At 71.9% G+C, this 26057-nt stretch carries 25 protein-coding genes; 8 read left to right on the forward strand and 17 right to left on the reverse strand.

The annotated features are described in order from the left end of the window. The gene (locus NOCA_RS19910; RefSeq protein WP_011757072.1) at positions 1–579 is read right to left on the reverse strand and encodes a hypothetical protein; all 579 of its coding nucleotides are present in this window, start codon (positions 577–579) and stop codon (positions 1–3) included. 151 nt (positions 580–730) lie between these two features. On the opposite strand from NOCA_RS19910, the gene NOCA_RS26060 reads away from it, so the two are divergent. The 3 genes from NOCA_RS26060 (at position 731) to NOCA_RS19925 (ending at position 5435) form a co-directional block, all read left to right on the forward strand. Continuing rightward, positions 731–2569 (forward strand): sensor histidine kinase, encoded by a 1839-nt coding sequence (locus NOCA_RS26060; RefSeq protein ID WP_140403885.1) that lies wholly within the window; start codon positions 731–733, stop codon positions 2567–2569. Then, entirely contained in the window at positions 2566–3213 is a 648-nt protein-coding gene (locus NOCA_RS19920; RefSeq protein WP_011757074.1) for a response regulator, read from the forward strand. Before NOCA_RS26060 ends, NOCA_RS19920 begins: the two co-directional genes overlap by 4 nt. A gap of 125 nt (positions 3214–3338) precedes the next feature. Next, positions 3339–5435: a hypothetical protein gene (locus NOCA_RS19925; protein ID WP_011757075.1), complete on the forward strand. Its 2097-nt coding sequence runs from the start codon at positions 3339–3341 to the stop codon at positions 5433–5435. A 13-nt stretch (positions 5436–5448) separates the two neighbouring features. Here the strand turns inward: NOCA_RS19925 and guaB are convergent, their stop codons facing one another. The 3 genes from guaB to groES all read right to left on the reverse strand — a co-directional run bounded on the left by guaB (position 5449) and on the right by groES (position 9146). Beyond that, positions 5449–6951 (reverse strand): IMP dehydrogenase, encoded by a 1503-nt coding sequence (guaB, locus tag NOCA_RS19930; protein WP_011757076.1) that lies wholly within the window; start codon positions 6949–6951, stop codon positions 5449–5451. Between the two features lie 179 nt (positions 6952–7130). Then, positions 7131–8756: a chaperonin GroEL gene (gene groL / locus NOCA_RS19935; protein ID WP_011757077.1), complete on the reverse strand. Its 1626-nt coding sequence runs from the start codon at positions 8754–8756 to the stop codon at positions 7131–7133. A 96-nt stretch (positions 8757–8852) separates the two neighbouring features. Next, positions 8853–9146, reverse strand: coding sequence for a co-chaperone GroES (gene groES / locus NOCA_RS19940; RefSeq protein WP_011757078.1), 294 nt, complete (start codon positions 9144–9146; stop codon positions 8853–8855). Positions 9147–9342: 196 nt separating this feature from the next. Between groES and NOCA_RS19945 the strand changes: the two genes are divergently transcribed. Continuing rightward, positions 9343–10509: a class I SAM-dependent methyltransferase gene (locus NOCA_RS19945; protein WP_011757079.1), complete on the forward strand. Its 1167-nt coding sequence runs from the start codon at positions 9343–9345 to the stop codon at positions 10507–10509. A 178-nt stretch (positions 10510–10687) separates the two neighbouring features. On the opposite strand, the gene NOCA_RS19950 is transcribed toward NOCA_RS19945, so the two are convergent. The 5 genes from NOCA_RS19950 to NOCA_RS19970 form a co-directional block, all read right to left on the reverse strand. Beyond that, the gene (locus NOCA_RS19950; protein ID WP_011757080.1) at positions 10688–11314 is read right to left on the reverse strand and encodes a hypothetical protein; all 627 of its coding nucleotides are present in this window, start codon (positions 11312–11314) and stop codon (positions 10688–10690) included. Positions 11315–11488: 174 nt separating this feature from the next. Beyond that, entirely contained in the window at positions 11489–12112 is a 624-nt protein-coding gene (locus NOCA_RS19955) for an MBL fold metallo-hydrolase (protein WP_011757081.1), read from the reverse strand. Beyond that, on the reverse strand, positions 12112–13209 hold the full coding sequence (locus tag NOCA_RS19960) for an S-(hydroxymethyl)mycothiol dehydrogenase (protein ID WP_011757082.1): 1098 nt from the start codon (positions 13207–13209) through the stop codon (positions 12112–12114). The genes NOCA_RS19955 and NOCA_RS19960 overlap by 1 nt, the downstream gene beginning before the upstream one ends. An 87-nt stretch (positions 13210–13296) precedes the next feature. Beyond that, the gene (locus tag NOCA_RS19965) at positions 13297–13902 is read right to left on the reverse strand and encodes a DUF4118 domain-containing protein (RefSeq protein ID WP_087530582.1); all 606 of its coding nucleotides are present in this window, start codon (positions 13900–13902) and stop codon (positions 13297–13299) included. Between the two features lie 47 nt (positions 13903–13949). Further along, entirely contained in the window at positions 13950–15368 is a 1419-nt protein-coding gene (locus NOCA_RS19970; protein WP_011757084.1) for a nitronate monooxygenase, read from the reverse strand. Positions 15369–15545: 177 nt separating this feature from the next. On the opposite strand from NOCA_RS19970, the gene NOCA_RS19975 reads away from it, so the two are divergent. The 3 genes from NOCA_RS19975 to NOCA_RS19985 are packed head-to-tail and all read left to right on the forward strand — an operon-like array spanning position 15546 to position 19418. Beyond that, on the forward strand, positions 15546–16064 hold the full coding sequence (locus NOCA_RS19975; protein WP_011757085.1) for a SigE family RNA polymerase sigma factor: 519 nt from the start codon (positions 15546–15548) through the stop codon (positions 16062–16064). Beyond that, on the forward strand, positions 16061–17200 hold the full coding sequence (locus NOCA_RS19980) for a hypothetical protein (protein ID WP_011757086.1): 1140 nt from the start codon (positions 16061–16063) through the stop codon (positions 17198–17200). The genes NOCA_RS19975 and NOCA_RS19980 overlap by 4 nt, the downstream gene beginning before the upstream one ends. A 58-nt stretch (positions 17201–17258) precedes the next feature. Further along, the gene (locus tag NOCA_RS19985) at positions 17259–19418 is read left to right on the forward strand and encodes an MMPL family transporter (RefSeq protein WP_011757087.1); all 2160 of its coding nucleotides are present in this window, start codon (positions 17259–17261) and stop codon (positions 19416–19418) included. Positions 19419–19485: 67 nt separating this feature from the next. Here the strand turns inward: NOCA_RS19985 and tsaD are convergent, their stop codons facing one another. Beyond that, complete coding sequence (gene tsaD / locus NOCA_RS19990; protein ID WP_011757088.1) at positions 19486–20532, reverse strand: tRNA (adenosine(37)-N6)-threonylcarbamoyltransferase complex transferase subunit TsaD; 1047 nt, start codon at positions 20530–20532, stop codon at positions 19486–19488. Between the two features lie 131 nt (positions 20533–20663). After that, complete coding sequence (locus NOCA_RS19995) at positions 20664–21113, reverse strand: Lrp/AsnC family transcriptional regulator (protein ID WP_011757089.1); 450 nt, start codon at positions 21111–21113, stop codon at positions 20664–20666. Positions 21114–21220: 107 nt separating this feature from the next. On the opposite strand from NOCA_RS19995, the gene NOCA_RS20000 reads away from it, so the two are divergent. Further along, positions 21221–21850, forward strand: a complete 630-nt coding sequence (locus NOCA_RS20000) for a LysE family translocator (protein WP_140403886.1) — start codon at positions 21221–21223, stop codon at positions 21848–21850. A 60-nt stretch (positions 21851–21910) separates the two neighbouring features. Here the strand turns inward: NOCA_RS20000 and NOCA_RS20005 are convergent, their stop codons facing one another. The 6 genes from NOCA_RS20005 to NOCA_RS20025 form a co-directional block, all read right to left on the reverse strand. After that, positions 21911–22273, reverse strand: coding sequence for a type II toxin-antitoxin system death-on-curing family toxin (locus tag NOCA_RS20005; protein WP_011757091.1), 363 nt, complete (start codon positions 22271–22273; stop codon positions 21911–21913). After that, the gene (locus NOCA_RS26680) at positions 22270–22473 is read right to left on the reverse strand and encodes a ribbon-helix-helix protein, CopG family (protein ID WP_083768211.1); all 204 of its coding nucleotides are present in this window, start codon (positions 22471–22473) and stop codon (positions 22270–22272) included. The genes NOCA_RS20005 and NOCA_RS26680 overlap by 4 nt, the downstream gene beginning before the upstream one ends. Before the next feature lie 196 nt (positions 22474–22669). Further along, complete coding sequence (locus tag NOCA_RS20010) at positions 22670–23146, reverse strand: GNAT family N-acetyltransferase (protein WP_011757093.1); 477 nt, start codon at positions 23144–23146, stop codon at positions 22670–22672. Beyond that, positions 23143–23781 carry a tRNA (adenosine(37)-N6)-threonylcarbamoyltransferase complex dimerization subunit type 1 TsaB gene (gene tsaB, locus NOCA_RS20015; protein WP_011757094.1) on the reverse strand — a complete coding sequence of 213 codons (639 nt, stop codon included), beginning with the start codon at positions 23779–23781 and terminating at the stop codon, positions 23143–23145. Before tsaB ends, NOCA_RS20010 begins: the two co-directional genes overlap by 4 nt. Positions 23782–24086: 305 nt before the next feature. Beyond that, positions 24087–24734 carry a helix-turn-helix transcriptional regulator gene (locus tag NOCA_RS20020; protein ID WP_011757095.1) on the reverse strand — a complete coding sequence of 216 codons (648 nt, stop codon included), beginning with the start codon at positions 24732–24734 and terminating at the stop codon, positions 24087–24089. Between the two features lie 68 nt (positions 24735–24802). Beyond that, entirely contained in the window at positions 24803–25885 is a 1083-nt protein-coding gene (locus NOCA_RS20025; protein WP_011757096.1) for a DNA polymerase domain-containing protein, read from the reverse strand. Positions 25886–26057: the final 172 nt, after the last annotated feature.

Raw genomic sequence — 26057 nt, forward strand, 5'->3', positions numbered from 1 at the left:
TCAACCGTCGCGAGCGGCGACGCGCCGGGCCATCGTCACGGCGGTGACGACCAGGAAGAGGGCCAGTGCCAGGGGAACCGGGCCGACGGCGGCCCACGACCCGAGGAGCGCCAGCGGCGGCCAGACGCCGAGCATCCAGCGCGGCAGGAGCCCGGCCCGCCACGACCCAGCGGCCAGCAGCGCCAGGCCGAGGAACGTGCCGAGCGAGGACAGCACGTACATCGGTCCCCACCGCAGCTCGGCACCGACGAGGGCCGAGGAGAGGCACTGCACGACCAGCTCCGCGGAGCAGACCACGTAGGCCCAGGCGCCGATCGCGCCGAGTCGGCCGTCCCGCCCGCGTTGAAGGCGCTGCACGCCGAGCGTGTACAACAGCAGACCGGAGCCGAACGGGACGGCCGACGCCGTGTACCAGTAGTCGGCGGCGTTCTCGAAGTCGCCCTCGCTCACCGTCGGCCAGAACGTGCCGGCCGCCCAGAAGACGACGAGTCCCGCGACGGCGAACCCGATGCCGATCCGAACCAGGCGCAGCCAGCTGGCCTCGTTCCGCACGGCGGGGTGAACGGCGGTGGCGGTCATGGGAGGGTCCTCTCGTCGAAGGTGTGGCGAGGAGAAGCTAGGCCCGCCGCGGCGCGGCCGTCGTCGGCCTGGACGCCGAGCCGGCGTCCTTCCGGAGGTGTCCTCCTCGAGGAGGACCCGCGCCCGGCCGAGCGTGTCTACGCTGTGCGGTGTGCGAGGCGTGGGCAGGTCCGACGCAGCCATCGCGGCGGGGTTCGTGCTGGCAGCAGCCGCGGAAGCGGTCGCGTTGCACCGGTCCACGCCCGGGCTCCTGGCGTTCGGCACCTGCGGTGCGCTCGTCCTCGCAGTCCTCGGCGTGCGCCGGACGAGGCCGGTCGTCACGCTTTGCGTGCTTGCCGTGTTCGGCGTGATCGGGACGGCGGTCCAGGCCGAGGTGTGGCCCGACGTAGAGGACAGCGGCGGGGTGTGGATCTTCGCGCTGATGCTCGCGTGCTACTCGCTCGGCGCCCACGGGCCGCGGCGGGTGCTCGTCCTGGGCGGGCTGCTGCCGCTCCTGATCGTGGCGGCGGTAGACCTACCCACGATGCAGGGCTGGGCGTTGGTCAACGGAGTCGTGTTCGTGACGGCGTTCGTGGGCATGCTGCCTACGGCCGTCGGCCGGGTGGTGCGCGTCCGGCGCGACCGGCTGGTCTCCCTCGAGGGCCAGCGCGAGCGGATCGTGCAGGAGCAACGCGCCGCGAGCGAATCCGCGGCGCTGGCCGAGCGCCTGCGCGCGACGGAGCGGCTCCGGCCGGCCCTGCTCGACGGCCTCCGCGGACTCGCCAGGAGCGCGGACGACGGGACGGACCCGGCCCGGATCGAGGCGGCCGCCCGCGACCTGCTCACCCGGACCAGGGTGGAGGTCGTCGCGCTGGCCGCTCCCATCGGGACGGTGGAGCCGGCCGACCCGGCGCAGGTCGACCACGTCCGGGCGTTGCGGGCGGCCGCGCAGCGCTGGTCTGTGCTCGGCGCCGGCGCGATCGCGGCCGGCGTGGTGCTGGAGTCGGCGGGGACGCTCGACCTGGCCGCCCCCGGCTGGGCGGTGCTCGCCTCCGGTGCGGCGATCGGCGCACCGCTCGCTCTCGTCTGGTGGCGCCCGCTGCCGGCCGTCGCGACCGCCTGGTGTGCCGCAGCCGTGTTCTCGCACTTGGTCGCGCCGCTCGGCGGCACCCTGAGTGGAGCGGCGCTGACGCTGTCGACGGCCTTCGTGGTCGCCGCCCTCTCGAGCCGGCCAACCGCGCTCGCCGGGCTCGCCACCTGCTGGCTCGGCCAGCGGCTGGTCGGGACCGACGACCCGATCGGCGACGCGGCGATCGTCCTGGCCTGCTGGGTGGGCGGCATGGTGCTGAGCGAGGTCTCGGAGCTGGTGGAGCAGGAACGCGCCAACAACCGGCTACTGGCCGACCAGGAGGGGGTGGCCGCGCAGCGGGCGGTCGTCGAGGAGCGACTCCGGCTCGCTCGGGAGATCCACGACCACATCGGACACAGCCTCACGGTGGCGGCCCTCCAGGCCGGTGCAGCCCGACGACTCGGGACCGCAGACCCGGAGCGGGCCCGGGCCGCCCTCCGGACCGTGGCGGCCGCCGCCCGTGAGGGACTGGTGGTCCTGGACCCGAACACCTCCGCCGACCTCGAGGGACTCCTCGAGCTCACCCGAACGGCCGGCCTGGCCGTCGACGCGGAGCTCGCCGACCTCGCCGGCGTGGGCCCCGGTGCGCGCGGCGTCGTCCACCGGCTCGTCCAAGAGGCACTGACCAACGTCCTCCGGCACGCGCCGGGAGCGCGGGTCGGAGTCGTCGTCCGTCTCGAGCGCGACGGCGTCGTCGTCGCCGTCTCGAACACCGCGCCGTCGGGTCCCGGAAGCGGCCCCGGCACCGGTCGTGGCCTGGACGGCATCCGGGAGCGGGTCGCGTCGCTGGCCGGCGAGGTTCGCTGGGGGCCTCGGCCCGACGGCGGGTTCGAGGTACGTGCGATGCTCCCAGCCGTCACCCGCGAGGGCGTGACACCGTGATCACGGTCGCGATCGCCGACGACCAGCCGCTCGTGCGCAGCGGGCTGCGGATGATCCTCGAGGGCGAGCCGGACATCGAAATCGTCGGCGAGGCGGCCGACGGCGCCGACGCGGTCGCCCTGGTGACGGCCGGAGCCCCCGACGTACTGCTGCTGGACGTGCAGATGCCCGAAGTCGACGGCCTGGCGGCGATGACCGAGATCGAGGCGTCGGAGTCGTCCACCCGCGTGCTGATGCTGACGACGTTCGACCTCGACGAGTACGTCTACCAGGCGATGCGCGCCGGAGCCGCCGGCTTCCTCCTCAAGGACATGGCCGGAGAGGACATCGTGGCCGCCGTGCGGCAGGTGGCCCACGGAGCCGACGCCCTGCTCGCCCCGGCGGTGACCCGCCGCCTCGTCGACCGCTACACCCGCGAGCGACGGCGTCCGCCCGCGCCCGCCCTCGACCAGCTCACTCCGCGCGAGCACGACGTGCTGCGGTTGATCGCGGCTGGTCTGTCCAACGCCGAGATCGCGGCCGAGCTGTTCATCGGGGAGACGACCGTGAAGACCCACGTAGCGCGGGTGCTGATGAAGCTCCGCCTGCGGGACAGGGTGCAGGCGGTCGTCCTGGCCTACGAGTCCGGACTGATGCGGGACTGACCCGGGCCCACGGAGCCCGCGTGGTCCACGCCTGACCGTTCGGAGCCGTCAATGGCCCGATCTGGCCGTTCCCAGGCGCCCTGGCTCGAGAGGAGGATCGGGCGCACCACTCTCGAGGAGGCCCCATGCGCCCGCTCACGCTGCTCGGTGCCGTCGTCGCGACGCTGTTGGCCCTGCTCGTCCCGGTGTCTCCGGCGACCGCGGCCACGACGTACACCTGGACCGGTGCCGAGAGCAACGCCTGGGGGAACAAGAAGAACTGGAACCCCGAGGGCGTGCCGCAGAACGGCGACTCGGTCCAGCTCGGCCCCGGCCCACGGCCCACGATCACCGACGTCCCCGACGTCCAGCTCGCGATGCTCACGGTCAACGGCTCGACCGACGGACTGGTGTCGATGTCCGGGCCGGGCCAGGTGATCACCGGGAGCCTGCAGTGGAACGGTGGCGACATCAACGTCGACCTGATGGTCTCCGCGCCACCGCTGGACCCGACCCCGTCGTTCATCATGATGGGCCAGACCCCGATGCACTTCGGGAACGGCGACAGCAATCTCGCCGACCACCAGACGCTGACGATCAACAGCACGCTGTCGCTGATGACCGGCCTCGCGGCCACGGACGACGCGTGGCTGACGTTCATGTTCGACAGCAGCATGCGGATCGCCAGCACCGGCAAGCTGCTGGTCGACCCGGCGGCCCGGGTGCTGGGCAGCCGGTGCTGCAGCGGCAGCACCTCGACGGTCATCGTCGACGGCACGCTCGAGGTGTTCTCGGCGATCGGCGCGACGGGCTACACGGCCCGGTTCGACGAGCTCGGCTTCGACCTCGCCGGCGACCTGGTCGTCCCGAAGGGCAACACCCTCGAGATCACCGGCGGCCCGATCCGGGTCGGCGGCCACGCCGTCAACGGCACCGTGGGCGATGCCTCGATCAAGGGTGGCGGGATCGTCGACATCAACGAGACCGACGGTGACGCCTGGGACGAGGCGCATCCGCTGCTGCCCGACGGGACCATGAAGTTCATCGAGGACGGCGAGAAGCTGACGCTGGCCGACGACACCGCGCTCCGCCTCGGGCCCTACAGCGAGGTCTCCGGGGTCGGCAGCATCGAGGGCAAGGGATCCGTCACGCTCGCCGGTACGACGGTGCGCGGCCGGCTGACCATCGCCGACGGCGTGCCCGCGACCACCGAGGCAGGTACCCAGACCACCGTCGCGGTCTGGGACCGCGACCTGCCCGGGCAGACCGGATGGCTCACTCCAGCCGGCGGGCTGAAGGTGGCGCCGACGTCGTCGGTCCGCGTGCTGGGTGGCGGCGGCCGGCTGATCGTGCCCAAGGACGCCACGCTCGAGGTCCCGGCCGGCGCGACCATCGATGCCGGCGGCTGCTGCTCCGACACCGGCCGGGTCACGCTCCAGAAGGGCTCGACCATGAAGATCGGCGCCGGCGAGGGCGACCCGGCGATGCTGACCTGGATCGAGCTCGGCGGCCAGGGCACCGTCGAGCACGCCGGGTCGTCCACGTGGGACCTGGCGGGCACCACGTTCACCAGCGGTGCCCGGATCACCGGCGAGGGCACCATCACCGGCGACCTGCCGGCCGGCCCGGCCGACATCCGGCCCTCCGGGATCCTCACGGTCGACGGCGACCTCACCACCAACCAGGCCGGCGTCTACCGGCCGCTGATGGCGACCCTGCGCAGCGAGCCGAAGGCGGCCGGGCGGCTGGTCGTCACCGGCACCGCGGCGCTGTCGGGGCGGCTCCAGCCGATCGGCGACACGACGTACGCCGTGGGCCGCCGGATCGTCGTCCTCGAGGCCGGCAGCATCACCGGCGGCTACCAGTGCGCGGTCGCCGGCGGGATGCTGCTCGACCCTGCCGCCACGAACATCGGCCTGCGGGCGATCGAGGCCCGGGTGTCGGACTGCCTGAAGCCGGCGCCCGCGTCGGTGCTCTCCGCGGCGTTCAGCGGCAGCCGGCGGATCGACCTCGGGCTCCCCGACTCCGCCCAGTCGGTCCTGCTCGACGTGACGGTCTCGGGCGCGACGCGCGGCACCACGCTGAAGCTGTCGGCCGGTCGGGGCACGGTGTCGCTGCAGGTGCCGAGGCGGCGGACGGTCACGCGGTGGCTCGAGGTGCCGGTCGCGGCCCACACCCGATTGACGGTCCAGCTCGCCAAGCGAGCCCGGGTGAAGATCAACCAGGTGGGCTACGCGTTCTAGCGATCCTTGGTCGCTAGCGGCCGGAGTAGTTGGGGGCCTCGACGGTCATCTGGACGTCGTGGGGGTGGCTCTCCTTGAGCGAGGCCGAGGTGATCCGCACGAAGCGGCCCTTCGCCTGGAGCTCGGGGATCGTCGCCGCGCCGATGTAGAACATCGACTGGTTCAGGCCGCCGATCAGCTGGTGGGCGACCGCGGCCAGCGGGCCCCGGTAGGCGACCTGGCCCTCGATCCCCTCGGGCACGATCTTGTCGTCGCTGGTCACCTCGGCCTGGAAGTACCGGTCCTTGGAGTAGGACTTCTTGCCGCGGCTGGACATCGCCGCCAACGAGCCCATCCCGCGGTAGGACTTGTACTGCTTGCCGTTGACGAAGATCAGCTCGCCGGGCGACTCCTCGCAGCCGGCCAGCAGCGAGCCGATCATCACGGTCTCGGCGCCGGCAACGATCGCCTTGGCGATGTCGCCCGACTGCTGCAGCCCGCCGTCGGCGATCACCGGCACGCCGACCGGCTGGCAGGCCAGCGACGCCTCGTACACGGCAGTGATCTGGGGTACGCCGCAGCCGGTGACGACCCGGGTCGTGCAGATCGAGCCGGGCCCGAACCCGACCTTCACGGCGTCGGCGCCGGCATCGACGAAGGCCTGCGCGCCGTCGCGGGTGGCGACGTTGCCGCCGATCACCTGGACGTGGCGGGTGGCCGGGTCGGCCTTGAGGCGGCGCACCATGTCGAGCAGCAGCGTGACGTGACCGTGGGCGGTGTCGGCGACCAGCACGTCCACACCGGCCTCCACGAGCGTGGTCGCGCGCTGCCAGGCGTCACCGAAGTAGCCGATCGCGGCCCCCACCATCAGTCGCCCCGCGCCGTCCTTGGAGGCATGCGGGAACTGCTCGGACTTCACGAAGTCCTTGACGGTGATCAGGCCGGCCAGCCGGCCCTGCGCGTCGACCAGCGGCAGCCGCTCGCGCTTGTGCTGGCGCAGCAGCAGGGTGGCGTCCTCGCGGGAGATGTCGGGGGGCGCGGTGATCAGCGGCATCGGCGTCATCACCTCGTCGACCTTGGTGGTGGCCCACTCCGCGACGGGGGTGAACCGCAGGTCGCGGTTGGTGATGATGCCGAGCAGGCGGTTGTCGGCGTCGACGACCGGGAAGCCGGAGATGCGGTACTCCCCGGCGAGCTGGTCGAGCTGCTCGAGGGTCGCGTCCGGCCCGATCGTCACCGGGTTGGAGATGATGCCGGTCTGGGTCCGCTTGACCAGGTCGACCTGGTAGGCCTGGTCCTCGATCGACAGGTTGCGGTGCAGCACGCCCAGGCCGCCCTGGCGCGCCATCGCGATCGCCATCCGCGACTCGGTCACGGTGTCCATCGCGGCGCTCACGAGCGGGACCTTCAACGAGATCTCGCGGGTCAGCCGCGAGGTCATGTCGATGTCCGCGGGCGCGAGGTCGGAGTGACCCGGCAGCAGCAGGACGTCGTCGTAGGTCAGGCCGAGGGCGGCGAACTTCTCAGGCAGCTCCACTCCGACAGCCTACCTGCGCCCGGAACGGGCCCGGCACCACGGCTCAGGGGAGAGACGGTCGTTCCTGGGACGGCCGGGGCCGTGGAACCGGCGCAGGGTCGGCGCGTCCTGCCCGCCGAAATGCGCGAGTCGGCGCCAGTTGCACGAACTGGCGCCGACTCGGCGTGAAGCGGGGTGGGTCAGTGGCCGTGGCCGTGCCCGTGGCCGTGACCGGCTGCCGCGGGCTCCTCCTCCTCGGGCTTGTCGACGACCAGGGTCTCGGTCGTGAGCAGCATGCCCGCGATCGAGGTGGCGTTGACCAGCGCGGAGCGGGTGACCTTCACCGGGTCCAGGACGCCCTGGGCGACCAGGTCGCCGTACTCCTCGGTGGCGGCGTTGAAGCCGTTGCCGAGGCCGAGCTCGCGGACCTTGGTGGTGACGACGTAGCCGTTGACCCCGCCGTTCTCGGCGATCCAGCGCAGCGGCTCGTCGGCGGCCTTGCGGACCACGCGGACGCCGAGCGCCTCGTCGCCGGTGAGGCCGAGGTCGTCGGAGAGCACCGAGACCGCGTGGACGAGGGCGGAGCCGCCGCCGGCGACGATGCCCTCCTCGATCGCGGCGCGCGTCGCGGAGACGGCGTCCTCGATGCGGTGCTTCTTCTCCTTCAGCTCCACCTCGGTGGCGGCGCCGACCTTGATCACGCACACGCCGCCGGCCAGCTTCGCGAGCCGCTCCTGGAGCTTCTCGCGGTCCCAGTCGGAGTCGGTGTTCTCCACCTCGGCCTTGATCTGGTTGACCCGGCCCTCGACGTCCTTGGGGTCGCCGGCGCCGTCCACGATCGTGGTGTCGTCCTTGGTGACGACGACGCGGCGGGCCTGGCCGAGCACCTCGAGGCCGACCTGGTCGAGCTTGAGTCCGACCTCGGGGGCGACGACCTGACCGCCGGTCAGGGTCGCGATGTCCTGCATCATCGCCTTGCGACGGTCACCGAACGCCGGGCTCTTCACCGCGACCGCGTTGAAGGTGCCGCGGATCTTGTTCACGACCAGGGTGGAGAGCGCCTCGCCCTCCACGTCCTCGGCCAGGATGAACAGCGGCTTGCCGGACTGGATCACCTTCTCCAGCAGCGGCAGCAGCTCGGCGACCGCGGAGATCTTGCCCTGGTGCAGCAGGATGTAGGGGTCCTCGAGGACGGCCTCCATCCGCTCCGGGTCGGTGACGAAGTACTGGCTGATGTAGCCCTTGTCGAACTGCATGCCCTCGGTGAACTCGAGCTCGGTGCCCATGGTGTTGGACTCCTCGACCGTGATCACGCCGTCCTTGCCGACCTTGTCGAAGGCCTCGGCGAGCAGGTCGCCGATCACGCTGTCACGGCTCGAGATCGTGGCGACCGACGCCATGTCCTCGCGCGACTCGACCTCGCGGGCCGCCTCCTTGAGGGCGTCGCCCACGGCCTCGGCAGCGGCGTCCATGCCGCGCTTGAGTCCCATCGGGTTCGCGCCGGCGGTGACCGCGCGCAGGCCCTCGTGGACCATCGCCTGGGCCAGCACCGTCGCGGTCGTCGTACCGTCGCCCGCGATGTCGTTGGTCTTGGTGGCGACCTCCTTGGTGAGCTGCGCACCGAGGTTCTCGAACGGGTCGTCCAGCTCGACCTCACGCGCGACGGTCACGCCGTCGTTGGTGATGGTCGGGGCGCCCCACTTCTTGTCCAGGACGACGTAGCGGCCCTTCGGGCCGAGCGTGACCTTGACGGCGTTGGCGAGCGCGTCGACGCCGCGCTCCAGGGCGCGCCGGGCGTGCTCGTCGAACTCCAGGATCTTGGGCATTTCTCTCCTCTATCGAAGACCGGGTCTAACGAAGACCGGGTCGTGTGCCTGAGAGCGCGCCATGGCGCGTCGTCAGGCACACGACCCGGAAGGACTTCAGGAAACGACAGCCAGGACGTCGCGCGCGGAGAGGATGAGGTACTCCTCGCCGGCGTACTTGACCTCGGTGCCGCCGTACTTGCTGTAGATGACCTTGTCGCCGACGGTGACGTCGAGCGGGACGCGGTTGCCGTTGTCGTCGATGCGACCCGGGCCGATCGCGAGGACCTCGCCCTCCTGGGGCTTCTCCTTGGCGGTGTCCGGGATGACCAGGCCCGAGGCCGTGGTCTGCTCGGCGTCGAGCGGCTTGACGACGATCCGGTCCTCGAGGGGCTTGATGTTGACCGACACTCCTGATCAACCTCCACTTTCTGGTACTTCGAGTTTGGTGGGTGGTGCACGTCTGTGCCTGCCCGTCCGGTACGCCGTCGCGGGGGTCGCACCGGGAAGACAAGCGCTGGCACACTCCGGTGGAGAGTGCCAACTGAGAAACTAGCACTCTCGCCAACTGAGTGCCAGAGCGGAGCCGGGGTGACAGGATCCGGGGGTGGACCTGGAGGCGTTCGGCTGGCTGCTCACCGCCGACGGCGCCCGGCTCCTGGAGGCCGCCGCAGCGGTCGTCGAGGCCGGCGAGGACCCGCTGGCGGCGCAGACCCGGTTGCGCCGAGGCGCCGAACCCGCCCAGGTCGCGGCCGCGCTCACCCAGGCCACCCTGCGGGTGCGCGCGCGGGAGAAGTTCGGCGAGCTCGCGGACCGGATGTACTTCACCCCCGACGGCCTGGAGCAGGCCACCCGCCACCGGGTCGCCACGCACCGGGCGAGCCGGCTGGTCGCCGCGTCCGCCGCGACCCTGGTCGACCTGGGCTGCGGCATCGGCGGCGACCTGCTCGCCGCGGCCCGCGCCGGGCTGACCGCGGCCGGCGTCGACCTCGACCCCGTGCGGGTGGCCGTGGCCCGGGCCAACCTCGATGCGCTGGGGCTGCCGGGAGCGGTGCAGCTCGCCGACGCGACCACGCTGGACACCAGTCCCTTCGACGTGGCGTTCGCCGACCCGGCTCGGCGTACCGCCCGGGGACGGACGTTCGACGTCGACGGCTGGACGCCGCCGTGGCCGTTCGTGGAGCGGCTGCTGGCCCGCGACTCCTGCGTCAAGGTCGCGCCGGGCATCCCGCACGAGCTCGTCCCCGAGGGGGTCGAGGCCGAGTGGGTCAGCGACCACGGCGAGGTCAAGGAGGCGGCGCTCTGGTCGGGCCGGCTCGCCACCACCGCACGGCGCGCGACCGTGATCGGCGAGGGCGGGCTGGCGACGCTGACCGACGAGGACGACCCCGGCGCGCCGGTCGGGCCCGTCGGCGCCTTCCTCTACGAGCCGGACGGCGCGGTGATCCGCGCCGGGCTGGTCACCGCCGTCGCCGCCGGGGTCGGCGGCCGGCTGGTCGACGAGCACATCGCGTACGTCGCCTCCGACGCGTCGTACCGCACCCCGTTCGCCCGCGGGTACCAGGTGCTCGAGGAGCTGCCGTACCGCGAGAAGGCGCTGCGGGCCGCCCTGCGCGAGCGGCGGATCGGCCGGCTGACGATCAAGAAGCGTGGCGTCGACGTGGTCCCCGACCAGCTGCGCAAGCGGCTGGACCTCGCCGGCGACGAGGAGGGCACGATCGTGCTCACCCGGGTCGCAGGCCACGGCACCGCACTGCTGGTGCAGCCCTTCTGAGGTTGCCGGCCGGCAGCCAACGCGCCGACCGCAACCCCACCGTCGGACCATCAGGCCCAAGAACGATCCCGCGCCCCGCGCGGCGACGAAGTCGACGCGCGAGGCGCGGGCATCGTCTCCCGGGAGTCGAAGGGGACTCCCGGGAGACGACGTTCAGTGAGCGGTCAGACCGCGGATGTCAGGCCGTGGCGGCCCGGGCACCCACCGGAGCGGTCTTCTCGACCCGCTTGGCGTGCCAGATGCCGAGGGCGAAGAGCGCCAGCAGGAGGCCCGCGCCGATGAAGGAGAAGACCGCGGCGATGCCGGCAATGGTGCCCATGGTGGCGAACGCGTAGCCGTAGAGGAGCAGGCCGCGCAGGGTGTTGCCGTCGAGCATGGTCTGCTTCAGACCGGCCCACGCGGCGGCCTCGTCCTGCTCAGCCTGGGTGGGGTTCGGGTTCTCGGCCAGCGCCGCACCGAGCTCGCGGGCCTTGCCGCTGACCTCGGAGTAGGACATGACCTCGCCGCCCAGACCCTCAGAAGCGGCGTTCATGTGGGCCAGGATGTAGTGGTCCGCGAAGGCCTGGGCCTCGGGGCCGCTGTCCAGCGGGCTGCCGGCGTACTGCTTGAGCACGTCCGCGTCGGCCTTGGGCAGGCTGGCGAGGGCCTCGCCCTCCGGCATGACGATGTCCTGCAGGGCGAACTGGTCCTTGACCTGGTCGCCGATGAAGGTGTTCGCCCAGGTGAGCAGGCCACCTGCGACGAGAAGGACGACGGCGAGGGCCAGACCCGTCCACGAGATGAGCTTGTCGAATGCAGATCGCATCGTGGTGACTCCTAGTTCGGGGCGGTGTCTCCGCCACATCTGCTTTGGTGACCCCACCGTATGAACTTGAACCCTCCACCAATCAGGGCCGGAGTCCTCGCATCGGAGGGCACAACGGTCCCGATCTGAAGGGACTTTCGGCGCCCCGGGCGCTGGGACCCGTCCCGGTCCGGGTCAGGACCCGAGTCCCACCCGTTCGGCGCCGATCGTGGTGTCCGCGCCGTGACCGGTGTGGACGACCGTGTCGTCGGGCAGCGCGAACAGCGTCGTCCGGATCGACTCCACGATCAGGTCGGCGTCGGAGAACGACCGTCCAGTGGCCCCGGGACCACCCTGGAACAGGGTGTCCCCGGTGAAGACGCAGCCCAGGTCCGAGGCGTACAGGCAGACCGCGCCCGGCGCGTGCCCGGGGGTGTGCAGCACCCGCAGGCTGGTGCCACCGACCTCGATCTCCAGGCCGTCCTCGAGGTCGAGGTCCCAGAGGTAGCGGGTGTGCGTGAGCTCCCACAGCGGGCGGTCGGCCGGGTGCAGCATGATCGGCGCCACGACCTCCTCCCGCAGCGCCGGAGCGACCCGGACGTGGTCGTCATGCGCGTGCGTGCACACGATCGCCTTCACCTTCCGGTCCCCCACGACGGCCAGGATGTCGGCGACGTCGTGCGGCGCGTCGATCACGACGCACTCGGCGTCGTCGCCCACGACCCAGATGTTGTTCTCGACCTCGAACGTCTCCCCGTCGAGGCTGAACGTTCCGGAGGACACCGCGTGGTCGACCCGCGCCGGGCCCGGCCCGGCCATCAGAGGATCACCACCGAGCGCAACACGCCGCCCTCGTGCATCCGCTCGAACGCCGCCTCGACGTCGCCGATGCCGATCTCCTCGCTGACGAAGGCGTCCAGGTCCAGCCGGCCCTGCTGGTAGAGGTCGACGAGCATCGGGAAGTCGCGGCTGGGCAGGCAGTCGCCGTACCAGCTCGACTTCAGCGACCCGCCCCGGCCGAAGACGTCGATGAGCGGGAGGTCCGGGACCTTCATCTCGGGCGTCGGTACGCCGACCAGCACCACCGTGCCGGCCAGGTCGCGGGCGTAGAACGCCTGCTTCCAGGTCTCCGGGCGGCCGACGGCCTCGATGACGACGTCCGCGCCGAAGCCGCCGGTGAGCTCCTGGATCGCCGCGACCGGGTCGGTCCGGCTGGAGTCGACGACGTGGGTGGCGCCCATCCGGCGCGCGGCCTCCAGCTTCTGGGCGTCGATGTCGACCGCGATGATCGGCGAGGCCCCGGCGAGCGCCGAGCCGGCGATCGCGGCCACGCCGACGCCGCCGCAGCCGATGACCGCGACGGACTTCCCGCGGGTGACCGCGCCGGTGTTGATCGCGGCTCCGATCCCCGCCATCACCCCGCAGCCGAGCAGCCCGACGGCGGCCGGCCGGGCCGACGGGTCGACCTTCGTGCACTGGCCGGCCGCGACCAGGGTCTTCTCGGCGAACGCGCCGATCCCGAGGGCCGGCGCGAGCTCGGTGCCGGCGTCGGGACCCTCGGCGAGGGTCATCCGCTGGGTGGCGTTGTGGGTCGCGAAGCAGTACCACGGCTCGCCGCGCTCGCAGGCCCGGCACTCGCCGCACACGGCCCGCCAGTTCAGGATCACGAAGTCGCCCGGGGCGATGGCCGTCACGTCCGGGCCGACCGCCTCGACGACGCCGGCGGCCTCGTGACCGAGGAGGAACGGGAAGTCGTCGTTGATGCCGCCCTCGCGGTAGTGCAGGTCGGTGTGGCAGACCCCGCAGGCCTGCACCTGGACGAGTGCCTCGCCCGGGCCCGGGTCGGGCACGTTGATGGTGGTCACCTCGACGGGTTGCCCCTTGCCGCGGGCGATCACGGCCTTGACCTGCTGCATGCTGCTCCCTCTCCGCGGACGGCGTGTGAGGGACCATGCAACCGCATCCGGGCCGGTGCGCGCAGGGCCGGGCGCACCGATGTGCTGCTACTCCTGGTCGGTCGGGCTCTCGGTCGGGCGCTCGGTGCGCCCGCCCATGCCGGCCTGCCGGATCAGCCCGGACACCAGCTCCTGGGCCTCGCTGATCGTCGCGTTGAGGGTCCGCAGACCGGTGTCGACGTCGCCGGCCTCCAGCGACCACTTCGCCGCCGCCATGCCCTGGACGAGCGAGTCGTTGATCTCGATGGCGTCGCGGTGCAGGAGTGCCGCCGTCTCCAGGCGCCGGCGCTCGGCCTCGTTGCGGCGCAGCCGGTCGCTGGCGTCGCCGAGCAGTACGCCGAGCAGCAGGATCGGCAGGATTCGCGAGGCCCAGCCGGCCGGGTCCAGGTGCACGCCGCGCGCGACGGCCCAGACGACGATGAGCAGCACCGCGAGCACCCCGGCGGCCGCCCCCTTCCGCAGGCCGAACGCGAACGCGACCAGCGCCACGGGGAAGACGTAGAGCATCGAGTAGGCGTCCTCGACGGTCCCGCCGGAGAGGCGCAGCAGGAAGACGCCGACGAACATGGCCGCCACCGCGGCCCAGGTCAGTGGCGGCCGCCTCCGGAACCAGGCTTCGGTGGCGGTGCCGGTGCTCGGGCCAGGAAGCGTCATGGCTCCCAGGATGCCGCGCCGCCGCCGTCCGGCGTTGGATCGGGTACTCATCGGCCCTCCAGCCAGGCCACCGCCTGCCCGGCCGTCCAGCCGCCCGGATGGCGCTCGAGCAGGCGGCGCGGGCCGCTGAGGTCGCTCCCGAGCGTGATCAGGCCCGGCTCCCGGTAGCCGTCCGGGCGGGTCTGTCCCAGGCCGACGTCGGCGGTCAGCGCGTTGCACAGGCACCTGCGGCCGACCGTGTCGGCGAGGTCGCCGCCCTTGCGCTGGTAGACCGCCACCGGCTCGCCCGGGCACCGGTACCCGATCCGGCCCGCCGCGGTGAGGTACGGCGTGCGCAGGTAGCCCAGGTCGCACAGCCGCTCGCGGTCCTCGTACACCTCGGACTCGGAGAGCGTGCCCTCGATCCGGGCGACCTTGAACGGGAAGCCGGTCGGCGAGGAGCGCACGTCGGTCCGTACCCGCAGCGTCCCGGCGCCGAGCTGGGCGCCGACCTGCTCACGCAGCTCGGGGCGCAGTCCCGACTCTGCGGCGAGCGCGAACAGCGTCCCGACCTGGATGCCGGCAGCCCCGGCGGCGCGGGCCGACTGCAGGCCCTCGGGCGTCCCGTGCCCGCCCGCCAGCCAGAACGGCAGGCCGAGGGCCGCGACCTTGGCGAGGTCGACCGCGTCGCGGTCGCCGTACACGGGCTCCCCGTCGTCGTCGACCACGAGCGTCCCGCGTGGCGGCGCGTTGTGGCCGCCCGCGACCGGACCCTCGATCACGAACCCGTCGGGCCGGGTCGCGTCGTCGCGGGCAAGGTAGGCGGCCAGGACGGTCGCGGACACGATGGCCAGGAACCGCGGCCGGCGCAGCGGCGGCAGGTGCCGACCGAGCAGGCCCCGCGGGTCGACCTCGATCCGCGACCGCTCGGGTGCGCCGTGCACGTCGACGCCGATCCCCCCGACGTCGCCGCGCGCGAGGTCGGTGAGCAGCTGCGGGATCTCCCGGGGCACCCCGGCCCCCATCAGGACGACGTCCACCCCGGCGAGCATCGCGCCGAGCGCGGCCGCGGGCGTGGCCAGCTGGATCTTCTCGAGGAAGTTGATGCCGACGGTCCCCTCGTGGCCCTGCTTGGCCAGCCACACCTCGGCGAAGTTGCCGAGGACGGCCAGCTCCTGGGCGTGCCGGCTGGGCCGCAGCGACGGCTTCGGCGTCGGCCGGTACGGGCGGCCCGGCGTCCGGCCCTCGGGGAGGTGGTAGCGGTCGAGCGCCCGGGCGACCATCGCCTGGTCGGGGAACGCGGCCAGGGCGCGCCGGGCGTGCCCGTCCGGGTCGCCGTCCTGCAGCCGGCGGGCGAGCGTCGCGTCGAGCGCCGTACCGGAGACCACGCCGAGGTGGCCGGCCAGGGCCACGGACCGGGCGAGCTGCCAGGACGAGACGCCGACCCCCATCCCACCTTGGATGATGGACGGTGTCGTACCGGGCACGGGCTCTCCTCACGTCGGACGGCTGCGGGACACAGACCGCTCCGCAGGTTCGCAGGCGCGCCCGGGCCGCGCCCAGGGCCGAAGGACCCTCAGTCGTCGCCGGTTCGGGAAGAATTGCAACCCTTCCGCCCACGATCGCGTCTTGGGGGTGTGTTGACGGAGGAACGAGGAGCCACGATGACGGAGCGGGACGCCGACTTCACGGCGTACCTCCAGGCCCGCCTGGGGCGCCTGCTCCGGATCGCGTACCTGCTCACCGGGGACCAGCACCAGGCCGAGGACCTGCTGCAGACCTCGCTGGCCAAGCTCTACCTGTCGTGGGACAGGGTCCGCGACCGCGGCTCGGTGGACGCCTACGTCCGCCGGATCATGGTCAACGAGAACAACTCGCTGTGGCGTCGCGGCTGGAAGCGGCGCGAGGCGCCGACCGACGTGGTGCCCGAGGGCAGTCCCGTCCACGACGCGTACGACGAGGGTCTCGGCGCGGCGGTGTGGGCGGTCGTCCAGACGCTGCCCCGCAAGGCCCGGGCCGTGGTCGTGCTGCGCTACTACGAGCAGCTGTCCGAGGCCGAGACCGCCGACGTGCTCGGCATCTCCGTCGGCACCGTGAAGTCACAGACCAGCCGGGCGCTCGCCGCGCTGCGCGAGCGAACGCCCGCCGACCTGAGCCCGACGCACCGGGAGGAGGAGCGATGACCGAGGAGATCTTCGTCCGCGAGCTGGAGCGCCGCGCCGAGCGTGAGTACGGCGGGGTCCACGGCGCGCCGCTCACCTTCGACGACGTCCGGGGCAAGGCGCACAGCATCCGCCGGCGCCGCCGGACCGCCGCGGCCGGTGCCGTGGCCGCCGCGGTCGCCGTCGCGATCCTGGTCCCGACCGTGCTGACCGGAGGCACGCCGCGGTCCGAGCACCCCGTGCCCGCGCCGGCACCGGACGTGCCCGGCGCGTCGGTGCTGCACGACGGCGTGGTCACCCGCCCCGACGGCAGCACCGTGCCGGTGGACGTGTCCAACGAGAACGTCACCAGCTTCGGGGTGCTGACCGACGGGCGGGTGGTCGTCGCCCTCCAGAGGCCGTACGCAGTCCGGGTCTTCGCGCCCGACGGCAGCCTGCAGGCGACGTACCCGGTCCAGGCGAACGTGGTCAGGATGAGCGCCGACGACAGTGTCGCGGCGTGGGTCGACGAGGACTACCGGACCGCGGTGCTGCGCAGCGGCGCCGCCGAGCCGGCCACGATGGACGGGCCGCCCTCGCCCGGTGGGGAGTCCCCGGGGAGCATCGACGCGGTGCTCGACGCCGAGCACCTGCTCGTGGGGGACTTCAGCACGACGACCGGGATGCTGACCCCCGAGGGCGTCACCGACCTGGCGACCACCCAGCCGCTGCGCGTGAGCGACGTCAGCCCGGACGGCGAGCTGTGGGCGGTGCAGTACGCCGACGACGCCGACCCCCAGTTCGGTTGCGCGGGGCTCTATGACCCGGAGGCGGGGGCGATGGCGGCGCGCAGCTGCGAGGTCGCGAACCTGAGGTTCGCCCCCGACGGGGAGCACCTGCTGAGCCTGAAGGGTGACAACAACATGTTCGGTGAGGGCACGGTCCTCGACCTGGACCTCCGACCGGTCGGCAGCTTCGCCTCCGAGGGCAAGGGCGACGTGATCAGCCGGGCGGCCTGGGCCGATGCGACGCACGTGCTCGTCAGCGGCACGAACTGGACGACCAGCACCTGGTCGGTGACCAGGGTCGGGCTCGCGTGGGACGACCCGCAGGTCGTCGTACCCGAGGGCCCCGGCGGCAACCCGGAGGAGGTCGCGGAGTACCTCCTCTCGGAGTGAAAGAGGTCTACTTAAGTCGGAGGCGGGCCGGCCGTTCCCCTCGCTAGGGTGGTGCAACGTGTTCGCCGCTCTTGGTCGCCTCGTCTCCCGTCGTCCCTGGCTCGTCATCGCCGCGTGGGTGGTGCTCGCCGTCGCCGTCATCTCGCTGGCGCCGGCCCTCGAGACCACCCAGCAGGAGGAGGAGTTCCTCCCCGACCACTACGAGTCGGTCCAGGCCTTCAAGATCCAGGACGAGGAGTTCCCGGGCGCCACGACGCCGGCCGCCCTGATCGTCTTCGAGCGCACGGACGGCGCGGCGCTGACCGAGGACGACCAGGCCGAGGTCGGCCGGATCGCCGAGGAGCTCGGGCCGGAGCTCGGCGAGAAGACGTTCGTCCAGCAGGTCGTCACCGCCGGCCCGGACGGCAAGCCCAACGTCTCCGAGGACGGCCAGGTGCAGATCGGCATCATCGGCCTCGCCGACGGATCGACCGGATTCGACCAGCAGGCCTTCGACGACGCCAAGGGCCTGCGCACGGACCTGACCGACCTGACCGAGGGCACCGATCTGCGCGCGCAGACGACCGGCTCGGTGCCGCAGGGCCTGGACTCCCAGGAGTCCGGTGACCGGGCCCTCGCGATCGTCGCTATCGCGACGGTCGTGCTGATCGTCGTCCTCCTTGCCCTGATCTTCCGCAGCGTGATCATCTGCCTGATGCCGGTGGTCGTGGTGACCGTCGTGTCGATGGTCGCGACCGGCCTGATCGGGTGGGCCAACGAGATCTTCGACCTCAAGGCAGACTCGTCGATCCAGACGATCCTCGTCGTGGTGCTCTACGGCATCGGCACCGACTACATCCTGTTCTTCCTGTTCCGCTACCGCGAGCGGCTGCGCCAGGGCGAGGACACCCGGGCCTCGGTGGTGCACGCGCTCGAGCGCGCCGGAGAGGCGATCGCCTCTGCCGGCGGCGCGGTCATCGTGGCCTTCCTCGCGCTGCTGTTGAGCTCGCTGGGCATCTTCCAGGCCATCGGCCCGGCGCTCGCGATCGCGGTGGCGGTCACGCTGCTGGCGGCGCTCACGCTCGTGCCCGCGGTCGTGACCGTGCTCGGCCGGGCGCTGTTCTGGCCCTCGAAGAAGTGGCGCGAGGAGCCGAAGAGCGCCCGCTTCGCGCGGATCGGTGACTCGCTCGGCCACCGCCCCGGCACCTTCGCGGGAGTCGCGGGAGCCGCGCTCGCCGTACTCGCCGTGTTCGCGTTCAGCTTCAACCCGTCCTTCGACTTCAACTCCAGCCTCCCCGACGACGTCGAGTCGACGAAGGGCCTCGAGACGTTCCAGGAGCACTTCGCCGCCGGCGCCAGCGAGCCGGTGCCGGTGATCCTCCGGGCCGACGACGGCGCGCTCGACGAAGGCGGTCTGGAGGCGTTCGGGGCCGCACTCGGGAAGGCCGAGGGCGTGGCGCAGGTCTACCCCGCCCAGCTGTCCGAGGACGGCACGGCCGCCCAGTTCAGCGTCGTGCTCGACAGCGACCCGGCCTCAGACCAGGCCCTCGACGACGTCAAGGGACCGGTCCGCGATGCCGCCCACGAGGCGGCACCCGACGGCACCGAGGCGTTCGTGGGCGGTACGCCGGGCATCTTCGCCGACCTGCAGTCGGCGATGATCCGCGACTACAAGGTCGTGTTCCCGGTCGCCGCGCTCGTGATCATGCTGATCCTCGCGCTGCTGCTGCGCAGCCTGGTCGCACCGTGGTACCTGATGGCGGCGGTGGGCCTGAGCTTCGCCGCCACCCTGGGTGCGACCGTCATCGCGTTCCAGGGCATCGGTGGTGACGACGGGCTGATCTTCATGCTGCCGATCTACATCTACCTGTTCGTCACGGCCCTGGGCACCGACTACAACATCTTGATGATCGCCCGGTTGCGCGAGGAGGCCCGGGAGGGCCGGAGCCCACGCGCCGCGGCCGCCGAGGCGCTCAAGCACGCCGGCCCGACGATCGCGGCGGCCGGCGTGATCCTGGCCGGCACGTTCGCCTCGCTGATGCTCAGCGGCAACAGCCTGATGATGTCGATGGGCTTCGCGCTGTCCTTCGGCATCTTCATCGCGGCGTTCGTGATGGCGATGTTCTTCACTCCCGCACTCACCGCGCTGATCGGGCACGCCGCCTGGTGGCCGGGCCACGGGGACCGGGAGGAGCCCCATGAGCTGTCCGAGGTCCCCGCCGCCGCGGATACTCCCTGACGGTTGTGGGGCTCGGGAGCGTTCCCACACCGCGCAAACGTCAGGGACTACCGCAGCGGAGTGGTCCTCAGACGAGAACCTCGGTCACGGGGAGCGAGGAGTCGGCGGGGAGGTCCAGGGGGGACGGGGTGCGGCCGCGGGCGACCATCTCGGCGCCCAGAGCGGCGACCATGGCGCCGTTGTCGGTGCACAGGCCGGGACGGGGCACCCGGACCCGGATCCCCCGCGCCGCGGCGCGCTCCTCCGCCAGCACGCGCAGCCGGGAGTTCGCGGCGACCCCACCGCCGATGAGGAGGTCCTCGATGCCCGCACTGGACGCCGCGTCGATCGCCTTGCGGGTCAGCACGTCGCAGACCGCCTCCTGGAAGCTCGCCGCCACGTCGGCCACCGGCACCGGCTCGCCGGACCGCTCCCGTGCCTCGACCCACCGCGCGACCGCGGTCTTGAGGCCCGAGAACGAGAAGTCGAAGCGGTGCCGCTCGAGGTCGCGGCGGCTGGTCAGGCCGCGCGGGAAGTCGACGTACACGGTGCTGCCCTCGCGGGCCGCACGGTCGATGTAGGGGCCACCGGGGAACGGCAGGCCGAGCAGCCGGGCCACCTTGTCGAAGGCCTCGCCGGCGGCGTCGTCGATGGTCGCCCCCATCGGGTCCACCCCGGAGGTGACGTCCTCGACCCGCAGCAGGCTGGAGTGGCCGCCGCTGACCAGCAGCGCGAGGCAGGGCTCGGGCAGCGGGCCGTGCTCGAGCTGGTCGACGGCAACGTGCGCCGCGAGGTGGTTCACGCCGTAGATCGGCTTGCCGAGGCCGACCGCGAGCGCCTTCGCGGCGGCTACCCCCACCATCAACGCCCCGGCCAACCCCGGTCCGCTGGTGACCGCGATCGCGTCGACGTCGTACAGGCGGATGCCGGCCGTCTCGCAGGCCCGTTCGATGGTCGGCACCATCGCCTCGAGGTGGGCGCGACTCGCGACCTCGGGCACCACCCCGCCGAAGCGGGCGTGCTCGTCGACGCTGCTCGCCACCGCGTCCGCGAGCAGGGTGTGCCCACGGACGATGCCGACACCGGTCTCGTCGCACGAGGTCTCGATGCCGAGGACCAGGGGTTCGCTGCTCACCGCTCCATTGTGCCGACCGGGGCACGCCGGCGATCGGCCACCCTCTTACGGGTGTGTCCCACTTCTCGGACCCCTCCAGCCGTGGAAGTCCCTACGCGCTCTCATGCCGAGATTCGTGCGGCCACGACTGGTCAAGTGGAGGCCAGCTCGCTCTTGATGGTCTTCATGGCGAAGCGCGATTGGAGGCGTCCCATCCCCGGCAGCGCCATCAACTCTTCAGTCATGAAGACCTCGTAGGCATGCAGGTCGGCTACCGCCACCAGCGCGAGGTAGTCGGGCTGCCCGAACATGCGGCGTGCCTCGATTACTTCGTCGAAGGCGATCAGGCCGGACTCGAAGTCCTTGACCGTGGCCTTGGCCTGGTTGGCCAGTTCGAACTCGACATGGACCTCGAACGCTCGGCCGACCGCAGCCGGGTTGATCCTGGCGTGGTAGCCGAGGATGACCCCTTCGGCCTCCAGGCGGCGGACCCGGCGCAGACACGGGGACGGCGTAAGTCCTACTAGGTCGGCAAGTTCCGTGTTTGTGAGGTGAGCGTCCCGACGCAGGTGCTCGATGATTGCGCGATCTGTACGGTCCATAGCGGAATAGTGCGCCGGCGAGGCGAACGACTGCAATGTTCGCAATCGGTCGTCACGGCTTTCGCCCTAGCGTTGCTGCTGCACCACCCGGAACGATGGAGAGATCCGTGGAAGTGTCAGCGCTAGCGGCGTTCATCGGCGTCGCGACGACCCTCGTCATCGTGCCCGGTCCGGACTGGGCCGTCGTCCTCGGCGCCGGACCGCGTCGGTCACTCGTGTTACCCACCGTCAGCGGGCTGGCGATCGGGTACATCGTCATCACTGCAGTCGTGGTCGCCGGCATGGCACCCCTAGTCGCAGCCGAGCCCGCAGCCCTCACCGCCCTGTCTGTTGTCGGTGGCGTCTACCTGCTCTACGTCGGCGTCGGCATCGTGCGGTCGCCGAACCGGGGTGTCGTACCAACAGCCACGTCATCGAGCCGTGACGCGGTACATGCCCTGGGTCGTGGCGTCGGAGTCAGCGCCCTGAACCCCAAGTCCCTCCTGTTCTTCCTGGCGTTCCTGCCCCAGTTCGCGCGCACCAGCGCTCCATGGCCCTTCGCGGTCCAACTCGCAGTCCTCGGCCTCACCTGGGTCGCCATCGCCGCAACCTTCTACTTCGCCCTCGGATTCGCCGTCCAGACCGCCCTGACACGAAGACCACGCGTGACCTCCAGACTCGCCTGGATCTCAGGGGCAGCCATGCTTCTCGCCGGCTCCGCACTCCTCGCCGAACAGGTCATCCGCGCCGTGCACTGACCCTGACCAAGTCCAGGGCCCGCAATGTTCTCGACCGCACTCATCTGCCGCCGAGCGCGCTCAATGCCAGCGCACCAGAGTTGCTGCGATTTCGTCGAGAGGCGCTTCTCTGCGCGCCACGGACATCACGAGCTCAAAGGCAGGATCATCGGGCGCACCGAGGTCGACGCCGTTGAGGCCGTAGAAGACGACAACGGCCAGCCAACCCAGTCGCTTGTTTCCATCGACGAGCGCATGGTTGCCAACGAGTGAGTCGAGCAGCGCTGCTGCCTTGCGGTCCACGTCCTGGTAGGCCTCGTGTCCGTACAGGACAGCCCCCGGCCGATGAGCTGCCGAGTCCAGCAGACCCACGTCGCGCACCGGTCCGACCCCGAGGTCCGCCACGAGGGACAGGAGATCCTCGACCGTGAGCAGAACCGTCAACGGCCGAGCCGGTCCAGTACGTCTGCATAGCGCTCACGAGCCCGGGCAGACAGGTCGGCCACCTTGGCCTGGTGCGCATGGCGAGAGGCCGCCTCACGGATCGCGCGCAGGGTCGCCTCGTGTCGACTCACCCCCTCAGCCTCCGCCAGCGCGGCCAGGAGACGCTCGTCCTCTGAACTCAATCGCAAAGTCATGGCCATCCCGCGATGATACCAAAGTGGTATCGCGCGGATCTGCCGCATTCCGTGCGAGGTCACGCTGCGGCACGGAGTGTGCGCCTGCCACCTGAGCACGCGAGAGGTGAGTACGGCGACCTGATCGGCGGCTCGTCCGACCGGGCCGTGAAGCTCCCCGACCCGACGTACTACCTGCCGTAGGAGCTACCTGCCGTAGGAGCTACCTGCCGTAGGAGCACGCCGGGCCGAGGCCCAGGCGCAGGACGACAGCGGTGGCGCCGTCGCGGTAGTAGCGGCGGCGCCGGTCGACCTCGACGAAGCCCCGGGCGGCGTAGAAGGCCAGCGCGCCCGCGTTGTCCTCGCGCACCTCCAGCAGCAGCCGGTCGGCGCCGCCCGCCCGGGCGGCCGCGACCGCCGCGTCGAGGAGCTCGGTCGCCACACCGGTACGCCGATGGGCGGGATCGACCGCGATCCGCTGGAGCTCGGCGATGTCAGCGACCACGCTGGTGGCCGCGTGCCCCACGACCTGCGGCCCGGCATCGCCGTCCACCTCGGCGACCAGGTAGGCGACGGTCGGCAGGTTGCCGGCGACACCCTCCTGGACGAGCGCGGGCGACCAGGCGTCGGCGCCGAGGTTGTCCCGCTCGAGGGCGGCGATCGCCGCGGCGTCCTCGGCGGTCGCCGGGCGGACGGTCACGACACGCGCTTCGGCGCGTGCGGGGTCGCCGCGTCGGGACGCCGCAGGTACAGCGGCTCGGGGTCGCACAGCTCGGCGCGCTCGTCGGTCACGACCCGCGCCAGCCAGCCGGCGCTCGGCGCCGTCGGCCCGGTCCGGCGGGGGAACACTTCGGGGTAGAGCACGGCCCCCTCCCCCACGACCGGGTCGTCGGTCGCCAGGTCGGCGGGCCTGCCGACGACCGGCCCGTCCAGCCGCAACCCCTCCGCGTCGTACCGGGCGAGATAGACCTCCTTGCGGCGTGCGTCCGTCGCGACCACGAAGTCGGCCGTGACCGCGCCGGTATCGACCGCCTCGACGGCGAGGACGTCGAGCGAGCAGACGCCGTACACCGGGATGTCGAGGACGAAGCCGAGGGTCCGCGCCGTCACGAGCCCCACACGCAGGCCCGTGAACGGGCCGGGCCCGACGCCCGCGGCGATGGCCGTGAGGTCCTGTCGGACGACACCCGCATCTGACATGGCCCGCTCGATGAGCGGCGCCAGCTGCTCGGCGTGCTTCATCGACCGTTCGGCCACCAGCTCGACGACGACGTCGGTGCCGTCGTGGAGCGCCACGGTCACGAGCGGGGTGGCGGAGTCGAGGGCGAGGAGCACGGCTTGAGGCTAACGCGTGGGCGATTCCTTCCCCTCCTGTGGATCTGGTGTGACCCGGACGTGGAAATGGCCGCCCTAGTGTTCGTGGTGTCGGGGGGACACCCACCGGCACCGGGGCCCAGGATCTGGGGGGGAGACAGGGCCACCGGTCGCGACAGATGACCGACCGAGCGGGACGTGGGGATCCGCCCGGCGCTGGGGGGAGCGCCACCGGTCGGTCCGAGAGGCCCGCTCCGCGCGCTTGGATCACTCCAGGAAGGCGGGGCGGGCCTTTCCCTCGTCGCGCGGCGGGTGCGGACGCCGGGTCACGCCTCGGGGGCGTCCTGCCCGCGTTCGCCCGCGGACGGGAAGCCGTGGTCGACGCCCCAGGCGACGGCCTGGGCGCGGCTGGTGACCTCGAGCTTGCGGTAGACCGACCTGATCAGGCTCTTGACGGTGTTGATGCTGAGGTAGAGCTCGGCCGCCAGCTCCTCGTTGGAGCAGCCGGCGACGATCAGCCCGAGGACGTCCTGCTCGCGCGGAGTCAGGTTGACGTCACGCCCCAGCTGGCGGCGCCGGTCGGCCTGGTTGTCCAGGTCCGCCTGGGAGCCGTCCTGCAGGTGCCCAGCGGCGAAGGCCTCGATCGCGGCCACGAGCTCCTCCGCGTGCAGGCCCACGGAGATCGACGCGACCGCGCCGAGGTCCAGGGCCCGCGCGGTCAGTCCCGGCTGGAGGACCCTGGAGAGGGCGAGCACCCGGTCCGGGTGCTCCTTGACCAACCGCTCGAAGTCGTCCTGCTCGCCGACGTAGAGGCCGAACACGTCGTACACCACCACGGTGTCGGCATCCGCGTCCGCTGCGTCGACGACGACGACCCGGTCCGGGAACCGGGCGAGCAGATGCTCGACCCCGGCTGCGATCACGGGCTGCTCGGACAGGACCATCACCGACACCACCCGGTTGCGCGCGGACATCGGATCCCTTCTCCTCTCTCGACTGATCTGACGTCGAGATTCCCCTTCGGATCCGCGTTCAAACCGGCTCAGGAGTCGATCCGGTTGCCCTCCTCGTCCCAGTGCGCGGCGACCTTCTTGCTCGGCTGCACCCGCGGCGGCTCGCCCGGCATCTTGGGGTAGTCCGGCGGGAAGCTCAGCTCGCCGCCGGGCAGGTCCTCCCAGAGCCGCAGCAGCGGGTCCAGGGAGTACGCCGTGTCGTCGATGCTCGCCCACGGATCGCCGTCGGCCACCCGATCCGGGACCGTGAACAGGTTGTAGTCACGGGGGTCGCCGATGCCGGCCAGCTCGTCCCAGGTGACCGGGGTGGAGACGGGTGCGCCGGGCAGCGGACGCAGGGAGTACGCCGAGGCGATGGTGCGGTCGCGGTTGTTCTGGTTGAAGTCGACGAAGATCCGCTCACCGCGCTCCTCCTTCCACCACTCCACCGTCACGCCCTCGTCGCGGCGCGCCAGCTCGCGGCCGAAGCCGATCGCGGCGTGCCGGACGTCGGTGAACTCCCAGCGCGGCTCGATCCGCACGTAGATGTGCACCCCGCGGTTGCCCGACGTCTTCGGGTAGCCCACCAGGCCGAGCTCCTCGAGGAGCTCCCGCGCCACCCCCGCCACCCGGACCGCGTCGGCGAACGAGGTGCCGGGCTGGGGATCGAGGTCGATGCGCAGCTCGTCGGGGCGGTCCACGTCGGCCCGGCGGACCGGCCAGGGGTGGAAGACCAGCGTGCCCATGTGCGCGCACCACACCGGGACGGCGATCTCCGTGGGGCAGATCTCCTCCGCCGTACGCCCTGACGGGAAGGTGACCTGGACCGTGTCGACGTAGTCGGGTGCACCCTTCGGCACCCGCTTCTGGTAGAACGCGTCGGCGTCCTTGTCCTGCGGTCCGGTCGCCAGCCGCATCCCCTCACGCACCCCCGAGGTCCAGCGCTCCAGGGCCGTGGGCCGGTCGCGCAGCGCGCGCATCAGCCCGTCCTCGACGCTCGCGAAGTACTCGGCCACCATCAGCTTGGTCACCTCGGGCGTCCGCTCGGTCGCCTCGTAGATGACCCGGTCGGGGCTGGACACGCGGACGGCGCGCCCGCCCGCCCGGACCTCGGCCGCGCTCACCTTCGCCATGGAGGGAGGCTATCCGGGTCCGGACTCCTCAGGTCCGGTCGAAATCGACCGATCGTCAGGTCATCGGTCGCACGGACCAAGTTTGATCCGGACACCGGGGGATCATGCGACCACCGCAGAGCCCCGTTGCCGCGCGCTCGTGCCCACCTCCCGGGGTGGGTTCGAGAAGGCG

Source organism: Nocardioides sp. JS614 (assembly GCF_000015265.1).
GTDB lineage: Bacteria > Actinomycetota > Actinomycetes > Propionibacteriales > Nocardioidaceae > Nocardioides.